At 37.0% G+C, this 15,158-nt stretch carries 15 protein-coding genes; 12 read left to right on the forward strand and 3 right to left on the reverse strand.

The window, feature by feature from the left end; translation table 11 throughout:
• Positions 1–328: 328 nt before the first annotated feature.
• The 6 genes from AC1Q6O_RS04320 (at position 329) to AC1Q6O_RS04345 (ending at position 6,893) form a co-directional block, all read left to right on the forward strand.
• Positions 329–1,336, forward strand: a complete 1,008-nt coding sequence (locus AC1Q6O_RS04320) for an ABC transporter substrate-binding protein (protein ID WP_008174719.1) — start codon at positions 329–331, stop codon at positions 1,334–1,336.
• A 112-nt stretch (positions 1,337–1,448) separates the two neighbouring features.
• On the forward strand, positions 1,449–2,465 hold the full coding sequence (locus tag AC1Q6O_RS04325) for a FecCD family ABC transporter permease (protein ID WP_171365262.1): 1,017 nt from the start codon (positions 1,449–1,451) through the stop codon (positions 2,463–2,465).
• Positions 2,458–3,498 carry a FecCD family ABC transporter permease gene (locus AC1Q6O_RS04330; RefSeq protein WP_008174715.1) on the forward strand — a complete coding sequence of 347 codons (1,041 nt, stop codon included), beginning with the start codon at positions 2,458–2,460 and terminating at the stop codon, positions 3,496–3,498. The genes AC1Q6O_RS04325 and AC1Q6O_RS04330 overlap by 8 nt, the downstream gene beginning before the upstream one ends.
• A gap of 50 nt (positions 3,499–3,548) precedes the next feature.
• A complete protein-coding gene (locus AC1Q6O_RS04335; RefSeq protein ID WP_043989814.1) occupies positions 3,549–4,376 on the forward strand; it encodes an ABC transporter ATP-binding protein in 828 nt (275 codons plus the stop codon).
• Entirely contained in the window at positions 4,373–5,143 is a 771-nt protein-coding gene (locus AC1Q6O_RS04340) for an IucA/IucC family C-terminal-domain containing protein (RefSeq protein ID WP_089985391.1), read from the forward strand. The genes AC1Q6O_RS04335 and AC1Q6O_RS04340 overlap by 4 nt, the downstream gene beginning before the upstream one ends.
• 394 nt (positions 5,144–5,537) lie before the next feature.
• Positions 5,538–6,893: a YjiH family protein gene (locus AC1Q6O_RS04345; protein ID WP_008174711.1), complete on the forward strand. Its 1,356-nt coding sequence runs from the start codon at positions 5,538–5,540 to the stop codon at positions 6,891–6,893.
• A 15-nt stretch (positions 6,894–6,908) separates the two neighbouring features.
• On the opposite strand, the gene AC1Q6O_RS04350 is transcribed toward AC1Q6O_RS04345, so the two are convergent.
• Complete coding sequence (locus AC1Q6O_RS04350; protein ID WP_089985393.1) at positions 6,909–7,640, reverse strand: CPBP family intramembrane glutamic endopeptidase; 732 nt, start codon at positions 7,638–7,640, stop codon at positions 6,909–6,911.
• Positions 7,641–7,814: 174 nt separating this feature from the next.
• Positions 7,815–8,828: an acyltransferase family protein gene (locus tag AC1Q6O_RS04355; RefSeq protein ID WP_258955920.1), complete on the reverse strand. Its 1,014-nt coding sequence runs from the start codon at positions 8,826–8,828 to the stop codon at positions 7,815–7,817.
• Between the two features lie 226 nt (positions 8,829–9,054).
• Between AC1Q6O_RS04355 and AC1Q6O_RS04360 the strand changes: the two genes are divergently transcribed.
• The 4 genes from AC1Q6O_RS04360 (at position 9,055) to AC1Q6O_RS04375 (ending at position 13,276) form a co-directional block, all read left to right on the forward strand.
• Positions 9,055–9,306: a phage holin gene (locus AC1Q6O_RS04360; RefSeq protein WP_025114039.1), complete on the forward strand. Its 252-nt coding sequence runs from the start codon at positions 9,055–9,057 to the stop codon at positions 9,304–9,306.
• Between the two features lie 82 nt (positions 9,307–9,388).
• Entirely contained in the window at positions 9,389–11,506 is a 2,118-nt protein-coding gene (locus AC1Q6O_RS04365; protein ID WP_492400925.1) for a DUF2339 domain-containing protein, read from the forward strand.
• A 260-nt stretch (positions 11,507–11,766) separates the two neighbouring features.
• Positions 11,767–12,519 (forward strand): prepilin peptidase, encoded by a 753-nt coding sequence (locus AC1Q6O_RS04370; RefSeq protein ID WP_089985398.1) that lies wholly within the window; start codon positions 11,767–11,769, stop codon positions 12,517–12,519.
• 34 nt (positions 12,520–12,553) lie between these two features.
• The gene (locus tag AC1Q6O_RS04375) at positions 12,554–13,276 is read left to right on the forward strand and encodes a gamma-glutamyl-gamma-aminobutyrate hydrolase family protein (protein WP_089985400.1); all 723 of its coding nucleotides are present in this window, start codon (positions 12,554–12,556) and stop codon (positions 13,274–13,276) included.
• 105 nt (positions 13,277–13,381) lie between these two features.
• Here the strand turns inward: AC1Q6O_RS04375 and lexA are convergent, their stop codons facing one another.
• Positions 13,382–13,999 carry a transcriptional repressor LexA gene (lexA, locus tag AC1Q6O_RS04380; RefSeq protein ID WP_008174697.1) on the reverse strand — a complete coding sequence of 206 codons (618 nt, stop codon included), beginning with the start codon at positions 13,997–13,999 and terminating at the stop codon, positions 13,382–13,384.
• A gap of 118 nt (positions 14,000–14,117) precedes the next feature.
• Here lexA and yneA point away from each other — a divergent pair, with 118 nt between their 5' ends.
• Both yneA and AC1Q6O_RS04390 read left to right on the forward strand, forming a co-directional pair.
• Positions 14,118–14,480: a cell division suppressor protein YneA gene (gene yneA, locus AC1Q6O_RS04385; RefSeq protein ID WP_253734855.1), complete on the forward strand. Its 363-nt coding sequence runs from the start codon at positions 14,118–14,120 to the stop codon at positions 14,478–14,480.
• Positions 14,477–15,142, forward strand: coding sequence for a YneB family resolvase-like protein (locus AC1Q6O_RS04390; protein ID WP_089985401.1), 666 nt, complete (start codon positions 14,477–14,479; stop codon positions 15,140–15,142). Before yneA ends, AC1Q6O_RS04390 begins: the two co-directional genes overlap by 4 nt.
• Positions 15,143–15,158: the final 16 nt, after the last annotated feature.

A 15,158-nucleotide genomic window follows, 5' to 3' on the forward strand; every position in this document is an offset into this window, starting at 1 on the left:
ATGTTGATTTGCCTACAAATTAGGTGAAAGAATGAACTACCAAAAGCTTTTTTCACATTTTACCGCTGTCATAATGATGTTGAATCGACCTAATGTTGAAATAATAATTCCCTACATCTTGGCATGATTGTGTCGAAATTTTTACAAATAAACAACAAACCTAATGCTTCTAAACTATAGATAATCGAGCTGGAAGCTAAATGAGCATAAAAAATTAATAAAAAAGTATATTTTTTGAAAAAATAGATATTGTCAATAAAACAGTCATACAGTATACTCTTTAATTGATAATGATTATCGTTATTGATTATAACTTAGGAGGAAATGTATGTCGAAATTATCACTACGCAATAAAAATATTTTTATTCTTTTTGCTTTATTATCAATAGTATCTCTCTTGATGGTTGGATGTGGAGATAAAGCAACAAACTCTAGTAGTAGTTCACAAGAAACGGATAAAGCTGAAGAAGGTAATAACGAGTCTTCTAGCCGTGAAATTACCCACGCTATGGGCACTACGACAATTGAAGGAACACCTACAAAAATCGTTACTCTATACCAAGGGGCTACTGATGTAGCAGTAGCAATGGGCATTAAGCCAGTAGGAGCAGTAGAATCTTGGGCTGAAGCACCTTTTTATAATTATTTGAAGAAAGATTTAGATGGTGTTGCGGTTGTTGGACAAGAAACACAACCAAATCTTGAAGAAATTGCAAAGCTTAAACCAGATCTAATCATTGCATCGAAAGTTCGTCATGAGGAAATTTATGATCAGCTATCACAAATTGCACCAACTGTTGCTCATGAAACGGTATTTGATTTCAAAGGTACAGCTGAAATGATGGGTCAAGCAATGAATCAAGAAGAAAAGGTTAAAGAGTTATTTGGAGAATGGGATACGCGAGTTGCTGATTTCCAAACAAAAATTAAAGAGAAGCTTGGCGATAAATGGCCATTCCATGTTTCGGTTGTCAATTTCAGAGCAGACCATGCACGTATTTATGTAACTGGGTATGCAGGGTCTATATTGTCGGAGCTTGGCTTCCAAGGTCCTAAAAATTTAACAGATGACTCATTGGAGATCGTCAAGCTAACGGATAAAGAGAGTATTACGCAAATGAATGCCGATGTCATTTATATGTTCATGGAAAATGATGAGGCAGTGAAAAAGAATTATGAAGAATGGACAAATCATCCACTATGGAAAGAGCTTGATGCTGTGAAGGCAAATCAAGTTTATCAAGTAGATGAAATCAATTGGAATCTAGCTGGTGGATTTATTAGTGCTAATTTAATGCTAGATGATATTTATGACAAATTTGAATTAGATAAATAGAGAAAGTGATTAGGGCTGTTTAAATGACAGCCCTCTCCTTGTAGTGTTTAACCTATAAAAACCTGCAACTTTTCTCATAAGTTAAAATGTGGATCAAGAAAGTTGGCGCAAAATGAGAATTTTTCTTTCTACTACCTCGATGAAACAACTAGGGTTGTTCATCAGTTGTTTGATCCTTTTGCTGACGTTTATGTTCAGCATAACTATTGGTCAAACATCCATTCCCTTCTCGTCAATCTATGATGCCATTTTTCATTATGATGCTGCTAATAAGGAGCATGTCATTATTCGAACATCTAGATTTACAAGAGCTGTGATCGCTACAGTAGTTGGCGCAAGCCTTGCTATCTCGGGAGCATTAATGCGGGCATTAACTAGAAACCCTTTAGCAGCTCCTGATATTTTAGGTATTAATGCAGGGGCAATATTTTTTATTGTCAGTGCCATTACTCTTTTTTCTGTTAATTCCTTAATGAGTTATATGTGGATTGCCTTTTTAGGTGCTGGTGCAGCGGGAGCTATGGTGTTTTTCCTTGGATCATTAGGGAGAGATGGTTTAACACCGATTAAAATAGTGTTAGCTGGTGCAGCGATTACAGCTCTATTTGTCTCGTTTACGCAGGGGCTTTTAGTGATTGATGAGCAAGGTTTACAAAGTGTACTCTTTTGGTTAGCTGGGTCAGTATCCGGTCGAAGCATTGACATGCTCATACCTGTCCTACCATTTATTTTAGGGGGCACAGTCGTGGCAATAGGTATGGGTCGCTCAATAAATATTTTACAATCAGGCGATGATATTGCAAAAGGCTTAGGACAACGAACGATGCTGACGAAACTCACACTTGGTATCATCATTATTATTCTTGCAGGTAGCTCAGTTGCTGTAGCAGGTTCAATTGGCTTTATTGGTTTAATTGTCCCTCATATTGCGATTCATCTTGTTGGTATGGATTATCGTTGGATTATACCGTACAGTGCGGTATTAGGAGCTATCTTGCTGCTGCTTGCAGATATAGCAGCAAGATACGTAATTATGCCATTAGAAATGCCAATTGGTGTAATGACTGCATTAATTGGTGCTCCTTTCTTTATTTATATTGCACGAAAGGGGTTAGCAAAAAATGTCTAATTATAGGACGATTCGAATGAAATCCGATCGCATATCTTTTCAAATCGCCAAAAGAACTTGTTGGATTATACTATTATTAAGCTTATTATTAGTCATCATTACGATTATTGGCTTATCTGCAGGTAGCGATTTTATTCATCCTTTCATAGTAGTGAAGGAGTTATTAGGTTACGGGAACGGAGAGTATGATTTTGTCTTACATACATTAAGGCTCCCACGTATATTGATGGCCTTATTAGTTGGTGCTGCGCTAGGAGTTGCTGGTTTAATTTTACAAGGAATCATACGCAATCCGTTAGCTGCTCCAGATATTATTGGTGTAACGAGTGGAGCGTCTATGGGTGCAATTATTTTTATCGTGTACTTTATGGGATCAGTCGGTATTCAATTTTTACCATTAGCGGCCATTTCAGGTGCGGCCATTATCTCCTTTATCATTTACTTGCTATCATGGAGAAAAGGTGTCACACCTATTCGCATGGTGCTTATTGGAATTGGGATTTCCGCATTAGCAAAGGCAGTTGTAACCATGTTACTGGTCATCAGCGAGGTAGCTGCTACTACGAAGGCCTATCTATGGCTGACTGGAAGCTTGTATGGGGCGAATATGACAGATGTCTATTTGCTTTTACCGTGGGTGGCTCTTTTATTACCTTTAACATTTGTATTAGCGAGAACAGTCAATGTGAAGGAATTAGGAGATGACATTGCGACAGGACTGGGTGTAAAGGTTCAAGTGTACCGTTTGCTTTTTTTACTCATTAGTGTCATGCTAGCTGGTTCTGCGGTTGCTTTTGCAGGTGGAATTGCCTTTGTTGGATTAGTAGCCCCTCATATGAGTAGACTGCTTGTAGGGCGTTCTTTTGCAGGATTAATACCCGTTACTGCTATAATTGGTGGCATTATTGTCATTGTAGCTGACATTGTTGCACGAACAGCCTTTTTACCAAAGGATTTACCAACAGGCGTCTTTACGGCTGCTATTGGAGCACCATTCTTTATTTATTTACTATTTAGAACGCGCAATCAATAATGCCTAATGATAAATGAGTTAAAAGCGTGAGAGAAGAAGGTGAAGGGATTTTGAAAAACGTCTTAGAAGTACAAAATCTAGATGTTAGCTATGGTGAAAATCTTATTTTGGAAGATTTGAATCTTCAAATACCAAAAGGGAAAATTACGGTACTAGTAGGTGCCAATGGTTGTGGAAAATCTACGCTCCTAAGAACGTTTGCCCGACTGCAAAAACCAAAGTCGGGTGAAATTTTTTTAGAAGATCATCCACTAGATGCGATTTCAACTAAAGAGGTGGCAAAACGTTTAGCCATTCTCCCACAGGGACCTGTTGCGCCAGAAGGATTAACTGTTCAACAATTGATTAAACAAGGTCGTTATCCTCATCAAAGCTGGTTAAAGCAATGGTCTACAGAGGATGAAAATATTGTGAACAATGCTCTTGAGGTGACACAGATGACCGAATTTGCAGATCGCCCAGTAGATGCATTATCCGGGGGGCAGCGCCAGCGTGTGTGGATTGCTATGACATTAGCTCAAAAAACAGATCTTATTTTACTTGATGAACCTACAACTTATTTAGATATGGCTCATCAAGTAGAAATTTTAGATTTACTATTTGATTTAAATGAAAATGAAGGCCGTACAGTTGTTATGGTATTGCACGATTTAAACTTAGCTTGTCGTTATGCTCATCATATTGTAGCTGTGCAAAATAAACAGGTGTACGCACAAGGTAAGCCAGAGGAAGTGGTGACACCTGAGATGGTACAAGCTGTCTTTCGGATGGACTGTACCATAATGAGAGACCCTCTATTTGGAACGCCGTTATGTGTTCCGCATGGTAAGGGACGAACAGTTCAGATGGAAGCATTTGAGGAGGTTGCGGCCACTTGAGCAACAAACTGTCAGCTGAAGAAATACCAATATTATTAAGGGATTATCGATTGACGTTTGAGCCAGCAATAGACGCTACTTACTCCATAAGTGCCAAAAATCTATTGGACGCTGAACAGGCTCTAGTCTATTTACAAACAATCGCTCCTTTTTTTCAATCGCCTTCTTTATTAGTGACGGCATCGTTATTTGGAAAGCGCTATAGTGTTTTGACGATGGCTTCAGCATTCTATGCCATGTCGAGATATGATAAAGGGCTACAAGTTGCTATCGAAAATATTTGGGTAGAAGCAGAAGGTCATGCGAAACCATGGCTGCCTAACGTTCGGTTTATTGATCATATGGTGTCAGAACCTACAACAGATCGTAACGCATGGCGTGACGAGGTGCTTAAAGGGATTTTTGCGGATAATCTAGCAAAAGCGTGGCAGTCATTAACGAAAATAAGTAAAATTCCAAAAACAATTTTATGGGAAAATACCGCTATTTATGTCAATTGGCTATACGAAACGAAAATAAGAGAAGGGGCCAATGAGCAAGAAATCAATCGCCTACAAGAGGACTATGACTACATTGTAAATCAAGCACCAGGTGCTCTCTTTGGCGAAAAGAAGAATCCTTTGAAAAAATATTGTGGACCGAAAGTGAAGATAAAGGAATCCAAGCACCCTATACGCTTAAGAAAAACATGTTGTTTTTATTATCATACATCTGACGAAACAAATGACTATTGTATCTCCTGTCCTAAAATCAAAAGGCTCGTTTAACCTCATAAAGTATATCATTCCTCAAAGTGAATAAATGTCGTGTTTATTCACTTTTTTTTCCTAAAAAATTTCTGTTTGTTATGTTGAAATATTGTTATACTAGATTGAAGTGTCAGTAGTTTGTCTGTATAAAAATTCAATTAGCTGTAAGTTTTAACCAATTTACTTGTGGCGTTTAACTAGTTTTATAACAAAGTAATGTTATAAAAACATGAATGATGTAAGTGTTTTTCTGTTTAAAGCTCAAAACTTAATTGTTTTTGTAATAGTATTTTAACAAGGTATGAGGGGAGATTTTGAATGGACACAACATGTCGAGCTCGTAGAATAGTAGATTGGGAAATAGATCAAATTGCAATTTCATGCTTAATAGAAATGAGGTTTTAATCAAAAAATGAAAAAGTATGCTGTTTCTACATATGTTTATTTTATTATCCCTTCTTTAATTGGTATTTTTTTATTTATGACACCTGTCTTAACAGAAGAAGGCTGGAAGGTACCGATTGCGATTTTAGCAAATGTTTTAGCAACTATTGTTGCTCCTATCATTAGTTATTTTACAATTATTATGTTTGCCATTTCAGCAATTGGCGCACTTATGGCTAAATTCATACCACGTAAAAACGTGAAAGAGCCAAGTATTTTAGATACATTGTTTTATGTTAATTGGTTTTGGACGATTACCCGCTGTATCGGCTTAGTTTTTGCTTCGATGGTTGTCTTTAACTTTGGTCCTTTTGCCATCAATAACGAAAATACTGGTGGATTACTGATGGACCCTAATGGTGGACTTGTAACATTTTTATTTACCATCTTCTTGTTTGCAGGATTCCTTCTGCCGTTTTTGACTAATTTCGGACTTCTTGAATTTTTCGGTACAATGATGGTGAGAATTATGCGCCCCCTATTTAAAAGTCCAGGACGATCTTCCATTGATGCCCTTACATCATGGGTCGGTGATGGAACGATTGGTGTGTTAATGACAAGTAAACAATATGAAATGGGGAACTACACCAAAAAAGAAGCAGCCATTATTGCAACAAGCTTCTCTGTAGTATCTATTACATTTTGTATCGTAGTATTGGATACGGTTCATTTGGCACGCTATTTTATTCCTTACTATTTAACAGTTGTCTTTTGTGGAATTGTATTAGCGATTATTATGCCTCGTATCTATCCACTTGCACAAAAGGAAGATACCTATATAGATGGTACGCCTGTAGACTATTCACGTGAGGAATTACCAGAGGGCTATAATTTAGTCTCACATGGTTTAGAAAATGCACTAGCTGTTGCCCATGCCAATCGTGATCCACGCAAATTTATAAAAGATGGATCTAGAAATGTCATTGATTTATGGATAGGTGTTGCGCCTATTGTAATGGCTTTTGGTACGGTTGCTCTGATGCTGGCTGAATTTACAAGTATCTTTGTGATTTTAGGCAAACCCTTCGAGCCTATTTTAACGGTACTTGGCTTACCAGAAGCGGCAGAAGCTGCACAAACAATGGTGGTGGGCTTTGCAGATATGTTCCTCCCTTCTATTTTAGGTGCGGGTATTGAATCTGATACCACTAGATTTGTCATAGCAGTTGTTTCTGTCACACAGTTAATTTATATGTCTGAGGTGGGTGGACTTATTTTAGGTACGAAAATTCCATTGAAATTTTTCGATTTAGTGGTGATATTTATATTACGTACACTTATCTCACTTCCAATTGCTGCATTAGTGGGACACCTTTTATTCTAATCAAAATGCCAAGCCCTAGGTGGACTTGGCATTTTTCATGAAATTAATAGCATAGGATTTCTTTACTCGCTTCCATAAAACAAGCATATAGACAAATAACACTAAAATAATAAGATAACCACTAAGCGTAGGGCTCTCTACATTTCCCATAAAGTTAAAGAAATTATTGAATCCATGGAAAAGAATCGTAATAATAATCGATTGCCCATCTAAAATAAGTAAAGAAAGAACAAGGCCCACTAAAAGGGCATAGATGATTTGAATAATAGTATCTTCAAGCGATTGCCCACCAAGTAATTGTAAAGCATGTGTAATGCCAAACAATAAACTAGAAATGAATACCGCTGTAAATGCACCTTTGGCAAGAAGTATTCGCAGCATAAGGCCCCTAAATACGGTCTCTTCTATAAATGCCACAATAAGCACTTGCATTAAAAACATAAAAATAAGATCGCTAAATGATGTGAGATTTAATCCTTTTGTACTTACAAAGATGATTCCTAAAACGAAAAGTAGCGGTAAAATCATTAATAAATGATTCTTTTGAATGGGATGAAAGAAATACATTTGCCAGTTTTTTTTCAGAGCAATATAAAAGAAGAGTCCCAATGCTAGCGGAACTAACATAACAAACTGTAACAAAGGGCCAGATGGTTGTTTAATAGAAACAAAAGCTCCGTTACCAACATAGAAAAGTATGATAAGAAACTCTAAGCCAATTATTTTGGCAATCACTTTTTGTTTCATTCTGTTCATTTCCTCCTAATCATGCTAGCAGTAATTAATAAGAAGACACTTAAAAGAAAGTACTTCCGAAAAGAATAGGGAAATACATTCTAAAATGATGTTAAAATTCTCAACACGTAATAAATGTACTCGCCATAATTAATGAACTATTATCCATTGTATCAAATTTTTACCTTAATCACGGATTGGCTTTTTTTGGTGAGATTTGCCGATCAAGTAAGCACTAAAGGGGAGAAAGGAAATAATTTTTATGAGCAGCATACAGACGAGTAAAGTAGCTAGAAAAAGTGAAGTAACTTGTAGAGAAGTAGTAGGGAGTAAGGCACTATAGGGTGCTAGATATTCTTGAATAAGCCAGTGAATTAAAAAGATACCAAAGGAATAACGACTGATGATATGGATGAAGGGGAGCTTAGGCAAAATTTGAGCAAACGCTAAAATAAAAATCGTCATCGCTAACACGAATAGCATCATATCGATTCTTCGTGATGTAATTTGCTGGTCGCCTAAATAATAATTTATATAGATCATGACTGTTGCAAGTATGACCGATAAAACGGTAAAGAACTTATATTTAACGATATAATACGTGAATTTTTCATAATGACGACCAATGAAATAGGCAAATACAAAATAAGGAAGCCAGCCTATGAAGAGCAGTCGCATAAAATGATCATTTTCTACGAAGGTATCTAGATTTAATTTTGCTAGTGTCATATAAAAAATCCCCAGTAAGAACATAATAGGAGCAAACCATATACTGGATAGCTGATATTTTTTCACAATAAAAAAGAGAATATAGAGCTGAAAAATGGTCATGACAAACCAGCCAGAAAAATCCCCTAAAATAATGTGACGATACAAGGCATTCCAAAAATTTTCGTGATAATGAAAGGCTGCATTAGCCGCATATAAAATACCAGCAGCTACAAACGGCATGACAATAAACTGAAATCGATGCCATAAAAAATGGGAAGGTAGCTGATGTTGATAGCGATTAGCTAATATTAGTATAGATAATAAAATGAAAATGGGTGTAGCGGCACATAGTAATAGTCTAAAAAATTGATAGAATGGTTGATCAATAAAGCCATTAATAATTTCAATATTTGTCGTTGCGTGCAATAGCACAATACTTAAACAAGCAATAGCTCTCAATGCGTTCCACTCGTACACTATCTCAATCACCCTCGATTTCAGTAAATTGGCGAGCATCTCCTCCAGGATGCAACCTAACTAACTATATGAATTTGGCATTCTGGTTACAACTGGTCTGTCTCGTCACTCGAAAATAGTTTAGTTCGCAAATTATTATTAAAAACATCTAGTAAACTTGTCAAAAGCTCCATTTTTGCATATGTGTCACATAACCTCCCTGCATATACTGGGTCAAGAGGGGGGGAGGTGAGCTTTTATGAGAATTAACTGGAAGGTTCGTCTTCAACATATACCATTTTTACTAGGGCTATTTTCATTGTTACTCTTACTCGCACAACAAGTAGGGGCGATTTTCGGCTTTGATTTGACAGCTGCAATGAGTGAGCAAATTGCATCTATTTTAAATACAGTTCTATCTATTCTTGTATTAATGGGTGTCATAGTGGACCCAACGACAAAAGGTACAAGTGATAGTGAAAAGGCATTAATGTATAGGAGACCACGATAAATTATTCAAAAAAGTGTAATTTTACAATAAGGATAAATATGTTATAATGTTAGAAAATTGATAAAGTGGGGAGGATGATTGAATGTCCCTTGAAATGGAACGAAGAGTGGCTAAACTTGAGGAGGAAATGGCAGATTTACGCCAGGAGTTAAGTGAATTAAGGCGAATTCAAAGCAATGAAAAAATAAATACTCTTGATGCAAGACAGTCCATGATCGAGCAATCGGTTCCAATACAACCAACACCAACACCAACACCAACACCAACACCAACACCGAAACCGACAGTGGAGCCGAAGTCTACCCCAGTCAAAACAGCACAAAAAGAGGTGCAACCACAGCCATCGATGGAGGAACGTGTTATGTGGGCACTTCCAAAAGTATTCATGGTTATTTTAGTTATGGGGGTACTTTGGGGTCTCAAACTTGTTAGTGACTATGGTTATTTATCGAATGGCGTGAAAATCATCCTTGCCTATTCATTATCGGTAGGATTGGCGATTATCGCTTATATTCTGGAACGTAGAAAAGTAGGCTCACCTGCTATTACGGTCTCATTATATGGTGGAGCATTCATTGTTGGGATATTAACGACTGCAGCTAGTGCCATTTTGTATGAAATCATCCATCTTACACCAGCACTTGGTATTACGGTTCTTTATATTGGCTATGGTATTGCCATAAGTTACTTAAAGAAAAATGAGGCATTAACTGTTTTTGTTGCTTTTACCTCGTTATTACTACCTTATTTATTAGAATATATGGACTTTAGTGCCGTCATTATTTTACTATTTGTTATCGTTTTATTTGCCATGCTGCAATTGGTTGTCCAACAGCACAAGCAAAAGCTTGCTCTTTATATTTCAACCTTTTTCTCAGTGCTAGCAATAGGTGTTGTAGCATTTATGAATCATGACAAGCAAGTTGTCTTTGCTTTTGGTTTACTTGCTATACTAGCAATCTTTTATGTAAGCTGGTGTCGATTATATAATGCACAATCTAAATGGAAACCTCTTCATATTGGTCTCCAATTTTCGTTAGGGTCATTTAGTTTATTGCTGATGAACCTGATCATACGTTCACTCGAATATGGAGAAGCGGTGCTACTTATTTTCATTGGTTTATTAATAGCATTAGCGTTTTATAGTCATCGTCAAAAATGGCAGGAAGTATTTGATAGTGCTATAACACTCGCGTTTATTGCCGTATGCAATACGCTACTTATTATGAATATCCCTGATAAAGTGGATGATTTACTATATCCATTGATCGCTTTTGCAGGTGTAATGATGAGCTTACGATTACGTGCCAGTATGATGAAGGTAGTCACATCATTTTTCCTTGTGATTACATTATTGCTAAACTTCATTTTCCATGAACCGACACCATTTATTAGCTTTGAGCATTTAAGTCTGTTCATGCCAATTATTTATCTAGTAGTCATTTACTTGTATGCTAGACGCCCAAAAGAAACGTTATCACCTTTTGAGAAAGTCATGAAGGATTTATATGCCATAGATATTTTAGCAGTAATAGCCACAGGCTACTTCTTAGCATATATGAGCAAACTAGATTCAGCCTATTTCGCGGCAACAAATGGTATTCAGTATTTGATGTGTATTGCACTAGCTGCTTTGTTTGCAGGATCTCTGCTCGTGTCAGAGAAATTCAAAGGGCGTGCTTTAACACCTGTCCTTGGAGCATTCTTTATAGTATTATCTTTGATGATCAGCACAAAGCCTTCTATGATGGATAGCTTAAATATGATGACCAGATTAGTTTATATAGCAGTAATTATGGCGATTATTATAGACGTTCTAGTAAAGGGCCGTATTTATCGGCTGTATGAAGAGCGAATGGGGAAATATGTAGACACTATTGTTAGCTCAGGTGTCGTACTCACAATGATCTCAATATGGGGGCTTGTTCATCAATTTACGTATAGTCATCTACTTGATTGGAAGCTAAGTATAGCTCTTACAACGATTACATTATTCCTCACAGCGAGCATTTCGCTATGGCTTAGTTCCACACAACATTTAAAAACGCTTCATACTACAGGTTTTGTTATTTTAGTCATTGCGTTTATCAAGCTTATTTTCTTTGACTTATCAGCCCTTGATTTATTAATTAGAGCTGTTCTATTTATAACAATTGGTGGCATTGGCATGCTCTTGTCAGGTAGGTTGCTGAGGAAATAAATTGAAGAGATTCCAATAATTTTTGGAATCTCTTTTATATTGTGCTAAACTGATACTACTCTTACTCTACTCCCTCTTTCTTCGTACCGTATGACTTCAAACCTTTTATGAAATATTCTTCAAATACATCACTCATTTTCAATGTCCATTGTTTTGAATAACATTCGATACGGGGATTGCTGAGCAAGACTACAATAATTATATGAATAGGCGCATCATACTTATTGTATGGGCGCCTATTGGTTTAGGAGGACATAAATTTGGAAATGGCTTATACAATTATCATTTTTTTAGTTGGTCTAGTCTTTGGCTCTTTTTATAATGTAGTTGGCTTACGTGTGCCGCGGAAGGAGTCTCTTGTATATCCTTCCTCCCATTGTACGAGCTGTCAGAGACAATTGACGGCTCTTGATTTAGTGCCAGTATTGTCTTATCTGTTTTTAAGAGGAACATGTAGAGGCTGTGGCTTTAAAATTTCTTGGCTATATCCAGTGATAGAATTGTTAACTGGGGGATTATTCGCCTTTGCTTATTTGGAGCTAAACTGGAGTTTAGAATTTTTAGTAGCTTTATCGTTCATCTCATTGTTAGTCATTATAGTTGTTTCAGATTTTATCTATCTGTTAATTCCAGATAAGATTCTTTTATTCTTTTTGCCTTTTTTGGTCATAGGACGTGTACTGTCACCCTTAACACCTTGGTGGGACAGCCTAGTGGGTGCACTCGTTGGTTTTGGCATATTATACAGTATTGCGGTCTTATCGAAAGGTGGAATGGGAGGGGGCGATATTAAATTCTTCTTTTTAATTGGTCTCGTTCTCGGTACTATTCATACGTTGTTGACTTTATTTATTGCCGCTATCATAGGTATGATAATCGGAATAGTTGTCTTATTAAAGCATAAACAAGGAAGACAAACACATATTCCCTTTGGTCCATCTATTGCATTAGCCGCTACTATTGTTTATTTCTACGGAGATTCGTTCATCAATTGGTATTTAGGTTATTGGTAAGTGTTTAATCTTCAATGTTGTGGAGGGGAATCAAGTGAAGCCGATTATTGGAATTACAGCTTTTGTAGAAGATGATTTATCAGCTCATTTAAATGCTGCTTACAGCAAAAGTATTATTAAGGCGGGTGGTATCCCCCTTATTATTCCGTTAGGTGTGGAGGAAGATGCTGCTCAAATTTTAGCCCTTACGGATGGCTTAATGCTATCGGGAGGCTATGATGTACATCCTTTTCTATTTGGAGCGGAGCCTTCACCAAAGCTAGGTAAAATTCATCCAGCTAGAGATGCCGTGGAATTAGCATTAATTGAGGCTGCATTTGTACGTAAAATGCCTATTTTTGGCATTTGTCGGGGTATCCAAATATTAAATGTTGCATTAGGTGGGACGTTATATCAGGACATTGATAGTGACCATTATAGTACGAAGCTAATCAAACATATGCAACAAGCTGGTAGGTCAGTAGCAACGCATTATGTACAAATTATTGCGGAGAATTTATTAGCGACTATTCTGGAACAAGAGAAAATTGCCGTCAATTCTTTTCATCATCAGTCAGTGAATGTACTAGCGGAGAATTTAAAAGTTGCAGCGAAATCATGTGATGGCATTATTGAAGCAGTGGTGCATGAAGAATTACCATTCTGTTTGGCTGTCCAATGGCACCCAGAGGAATTAGCTGTAGCGGGAGATCAGCATGCACAAAAGTTATTTGCAGCATTTGTTGAAGCGAGCTTGAAATTTAAAAAAGAAGCATAGAGAGGTCATTGTAAAAAGAATCCAATAGTTAATGGATTCTTTTTTTTGCGTAAAAAAGAGGATATATGCTCAGTGAAGGAACACAATCCTCAAACCCTCATTTAATTAATGTACACGGCGGTAAAGACCAACAACTTGTCCCAAAATTGATACTTGATCGACGATAATCGGTTCCATTGATGAATTTTCAGGCTGTAAACGGAAATGGTTTTTTTCCTTAAAGAAGCGTTTTACAGTAGCTTCATCCTCAGCTGTCATGGCTACAACAATGTCTCCGTTAATGGCCGTTGACTTTTGCTTTACGATCACTAAGTCACCATCTAAAATTCCTGCTTCAATCATCGATTCACCCATAATTTCTAACATGAATAACTGATCCTCACTCGTGCCATATGTATCTGGCAGTGGGAAATACTCTTCAATATTTTCGATAGCTGTAATAGGAGAACCTGCTGTAACCTTCCCTACAAGTGGTACATGGATGACATGTTGCTTTTGGATGGATTCCTCAGGCTCAAGAATTTCAATAGCACGTGGCTTAGTTGGATCTCGACGAATAAAACCCTTTTGTTCTAATCGAGCCAAATGACCATGAACAGTTGAACTTGAAGCAAGTCCAACAGCTTCCCCGATTTCACGGACTGATGGCGGATACCCTTTAGCTCGTACCTCGTCTTTAATGAACGCTAAAATGTCCTCTTGTCTTTTCGATACTTTTTTCATGATTGCTCACCTCTTTTTTCTAATATCAATCTTCTTATTTGATAGTATAACAGAATGCGAACACGTATGCAAACATAGGTTCGAAAAGTGTTTGACAAAAACGTTTGTTCGCTTTATTATGAGAACATACATTCCGAACAAACATTCTAGAAATGAGGTTTTAATGATGACATGGCTAAAGAAAAATACACATATCACTATATTATTAGGTGCTTGTTTACTCTTCGCAAGTTACCTTTACATCACTGATCCGGGGGATGTTAATTACGCTGAAATTCAAATCGAACATGGGGATAGCTTGTGGTCGTTAGCAGAACAATACCGTGGTAAAATGAGTAAAGAAGATTGGATTAAGCTTGTCAAATCAGAAAATGAGTTAGCAGACATTAAAATCGTGGCAGGTAAATCTCTAGTCATTCCAGTTTTGAGTGATCAAGCCAGTCCCATCAAAACTATTGAAATTGCGAGAAACGAACAATGAAAAATAATCAAATGACGGCTGTTATCTATTGCCGAGTAAGTACTGAAAAAGAAACGCAAAGCTCCTCATTAGAGCGCCAACAAGAAGAATTAGTGCACTATGCTAAAGAACAAGGCTATGAAGTAAAGGGTGTTTTTAAAGATAAGCATAGCGGTTATGATGTTGAACGCGAAGGCTTACTTGAAATGCTTGATTTTATAAAAGAGAAGGAAATAAAAGCTCTTTTTGTACAAGATGAAACTCGTTTAGGTCGTGGAAATGCAAGAATGGCAGTATTGCATTTATTACAAAAATCAGCAACAGATGTTTATTCGATGCGTGATGCAGGACCAGTCCAATTAAACGAAATGGATACGATGCTACTAGAGATTTTAGCAATTGTAGAGGAATATCAACGTAGAATACATAATGCAAAAATCCGCAGAGGTATGCGACGTGCTGTTGAAAATGGCTATCGCCCTGAAAATAACCTATCCAATCGTGGCAATCCACATGGTCAGGAACGTAAAGAACTCCCTGTTGATGAAATTGTGAAGCTACGGAATCGTGGTTTTACCTTTGAGGAAATTTCCATTACGCTTAGAGGACTAGGCTTTGAGGTAAGTAAGGCAACCGTACATCGCCGATTCCAAGAGCATCAAGAAAGATTAGCAGGCAAATAATATAGCCCGCTAATTT

Source organism: Lysinibacillus sp. GW823-FHT06C08 (assembly GCF_058795135.1).

Excerpts from the sequence above, each read along its gene's own strand:
- AC1Q6O_RS04320 (WP_008174719.1), top strand. The coding sequence starts at position 329 with ATGTCGAAATTATCACTACGCAATAAAAATATTTTTATTCTTTTTGCT.
- AC1Q6O_RS04325 (WP_171365262.1), top strand. The coding sequence starts at position 1,449 with ATGAGAATTTTTCTTTCTACTACCTCGATGAAACAACTAGGGTTGTTC.
- AC1Q6O_RS04330 (WP_008174715.1), top strand. The coding sequence starts at position 2,458 with ATGTCTAATTATAGGACGATTCGAATGAAATCCGATCGCATATCTTTT.
- AC1Q6O_RS04345 (WP_008174711.1), top strand. The coding sequence starts at position 5,538 with ATGAAAAAGTATGCTGTTTCTACATATGTTTATTTTATTATCCCTTCT.
- AC1Q6O_RS04350 (WP_089985393.1), bottom strand. The coding sequence starts at position 7,640 with ATGAAACAAAAAGTGATTGCCAAAATAATTGGCTTAGAGTTTCTTATC.
- AC1Q6O_RS04360 (WP_025114039.1), top strand. The coding sequence starts at position 9,055 with ATGAGAATTAACTGGAAGGTTCGTCTTCAACATATACCATTTTTACTA.
- AC1Q6O_RS04365 (WP_492400925.1), top strand. The coding sequence starts at position 9,389 with ATGTCCCTTGAAATGGAACGAAGAGTGGCTAAACTTGAGGAGGAAATG.
- lexA (WP_008174697.1), bottom strand. The coding sequence starts at position 13,999 with ATGAAAAAAGTATCGAAAAGACAAGAGGACATTTTAGCGTTCATTAAA.
- yneA (WP_253734855.1), top strand. The coding sequence starts at position 14,118 with ATGAGAACATACATTCCGAACAAACATTCTAGAAATGAGGTTTTAATG.
- AC1Q6O_RS04390 (WP_089985401.1), top strand. The coding sequence starts at position 14,477 with ATGAAAAATAATCAAATGACGGCTGTTATCTATTGCCGAGTAAGTACT.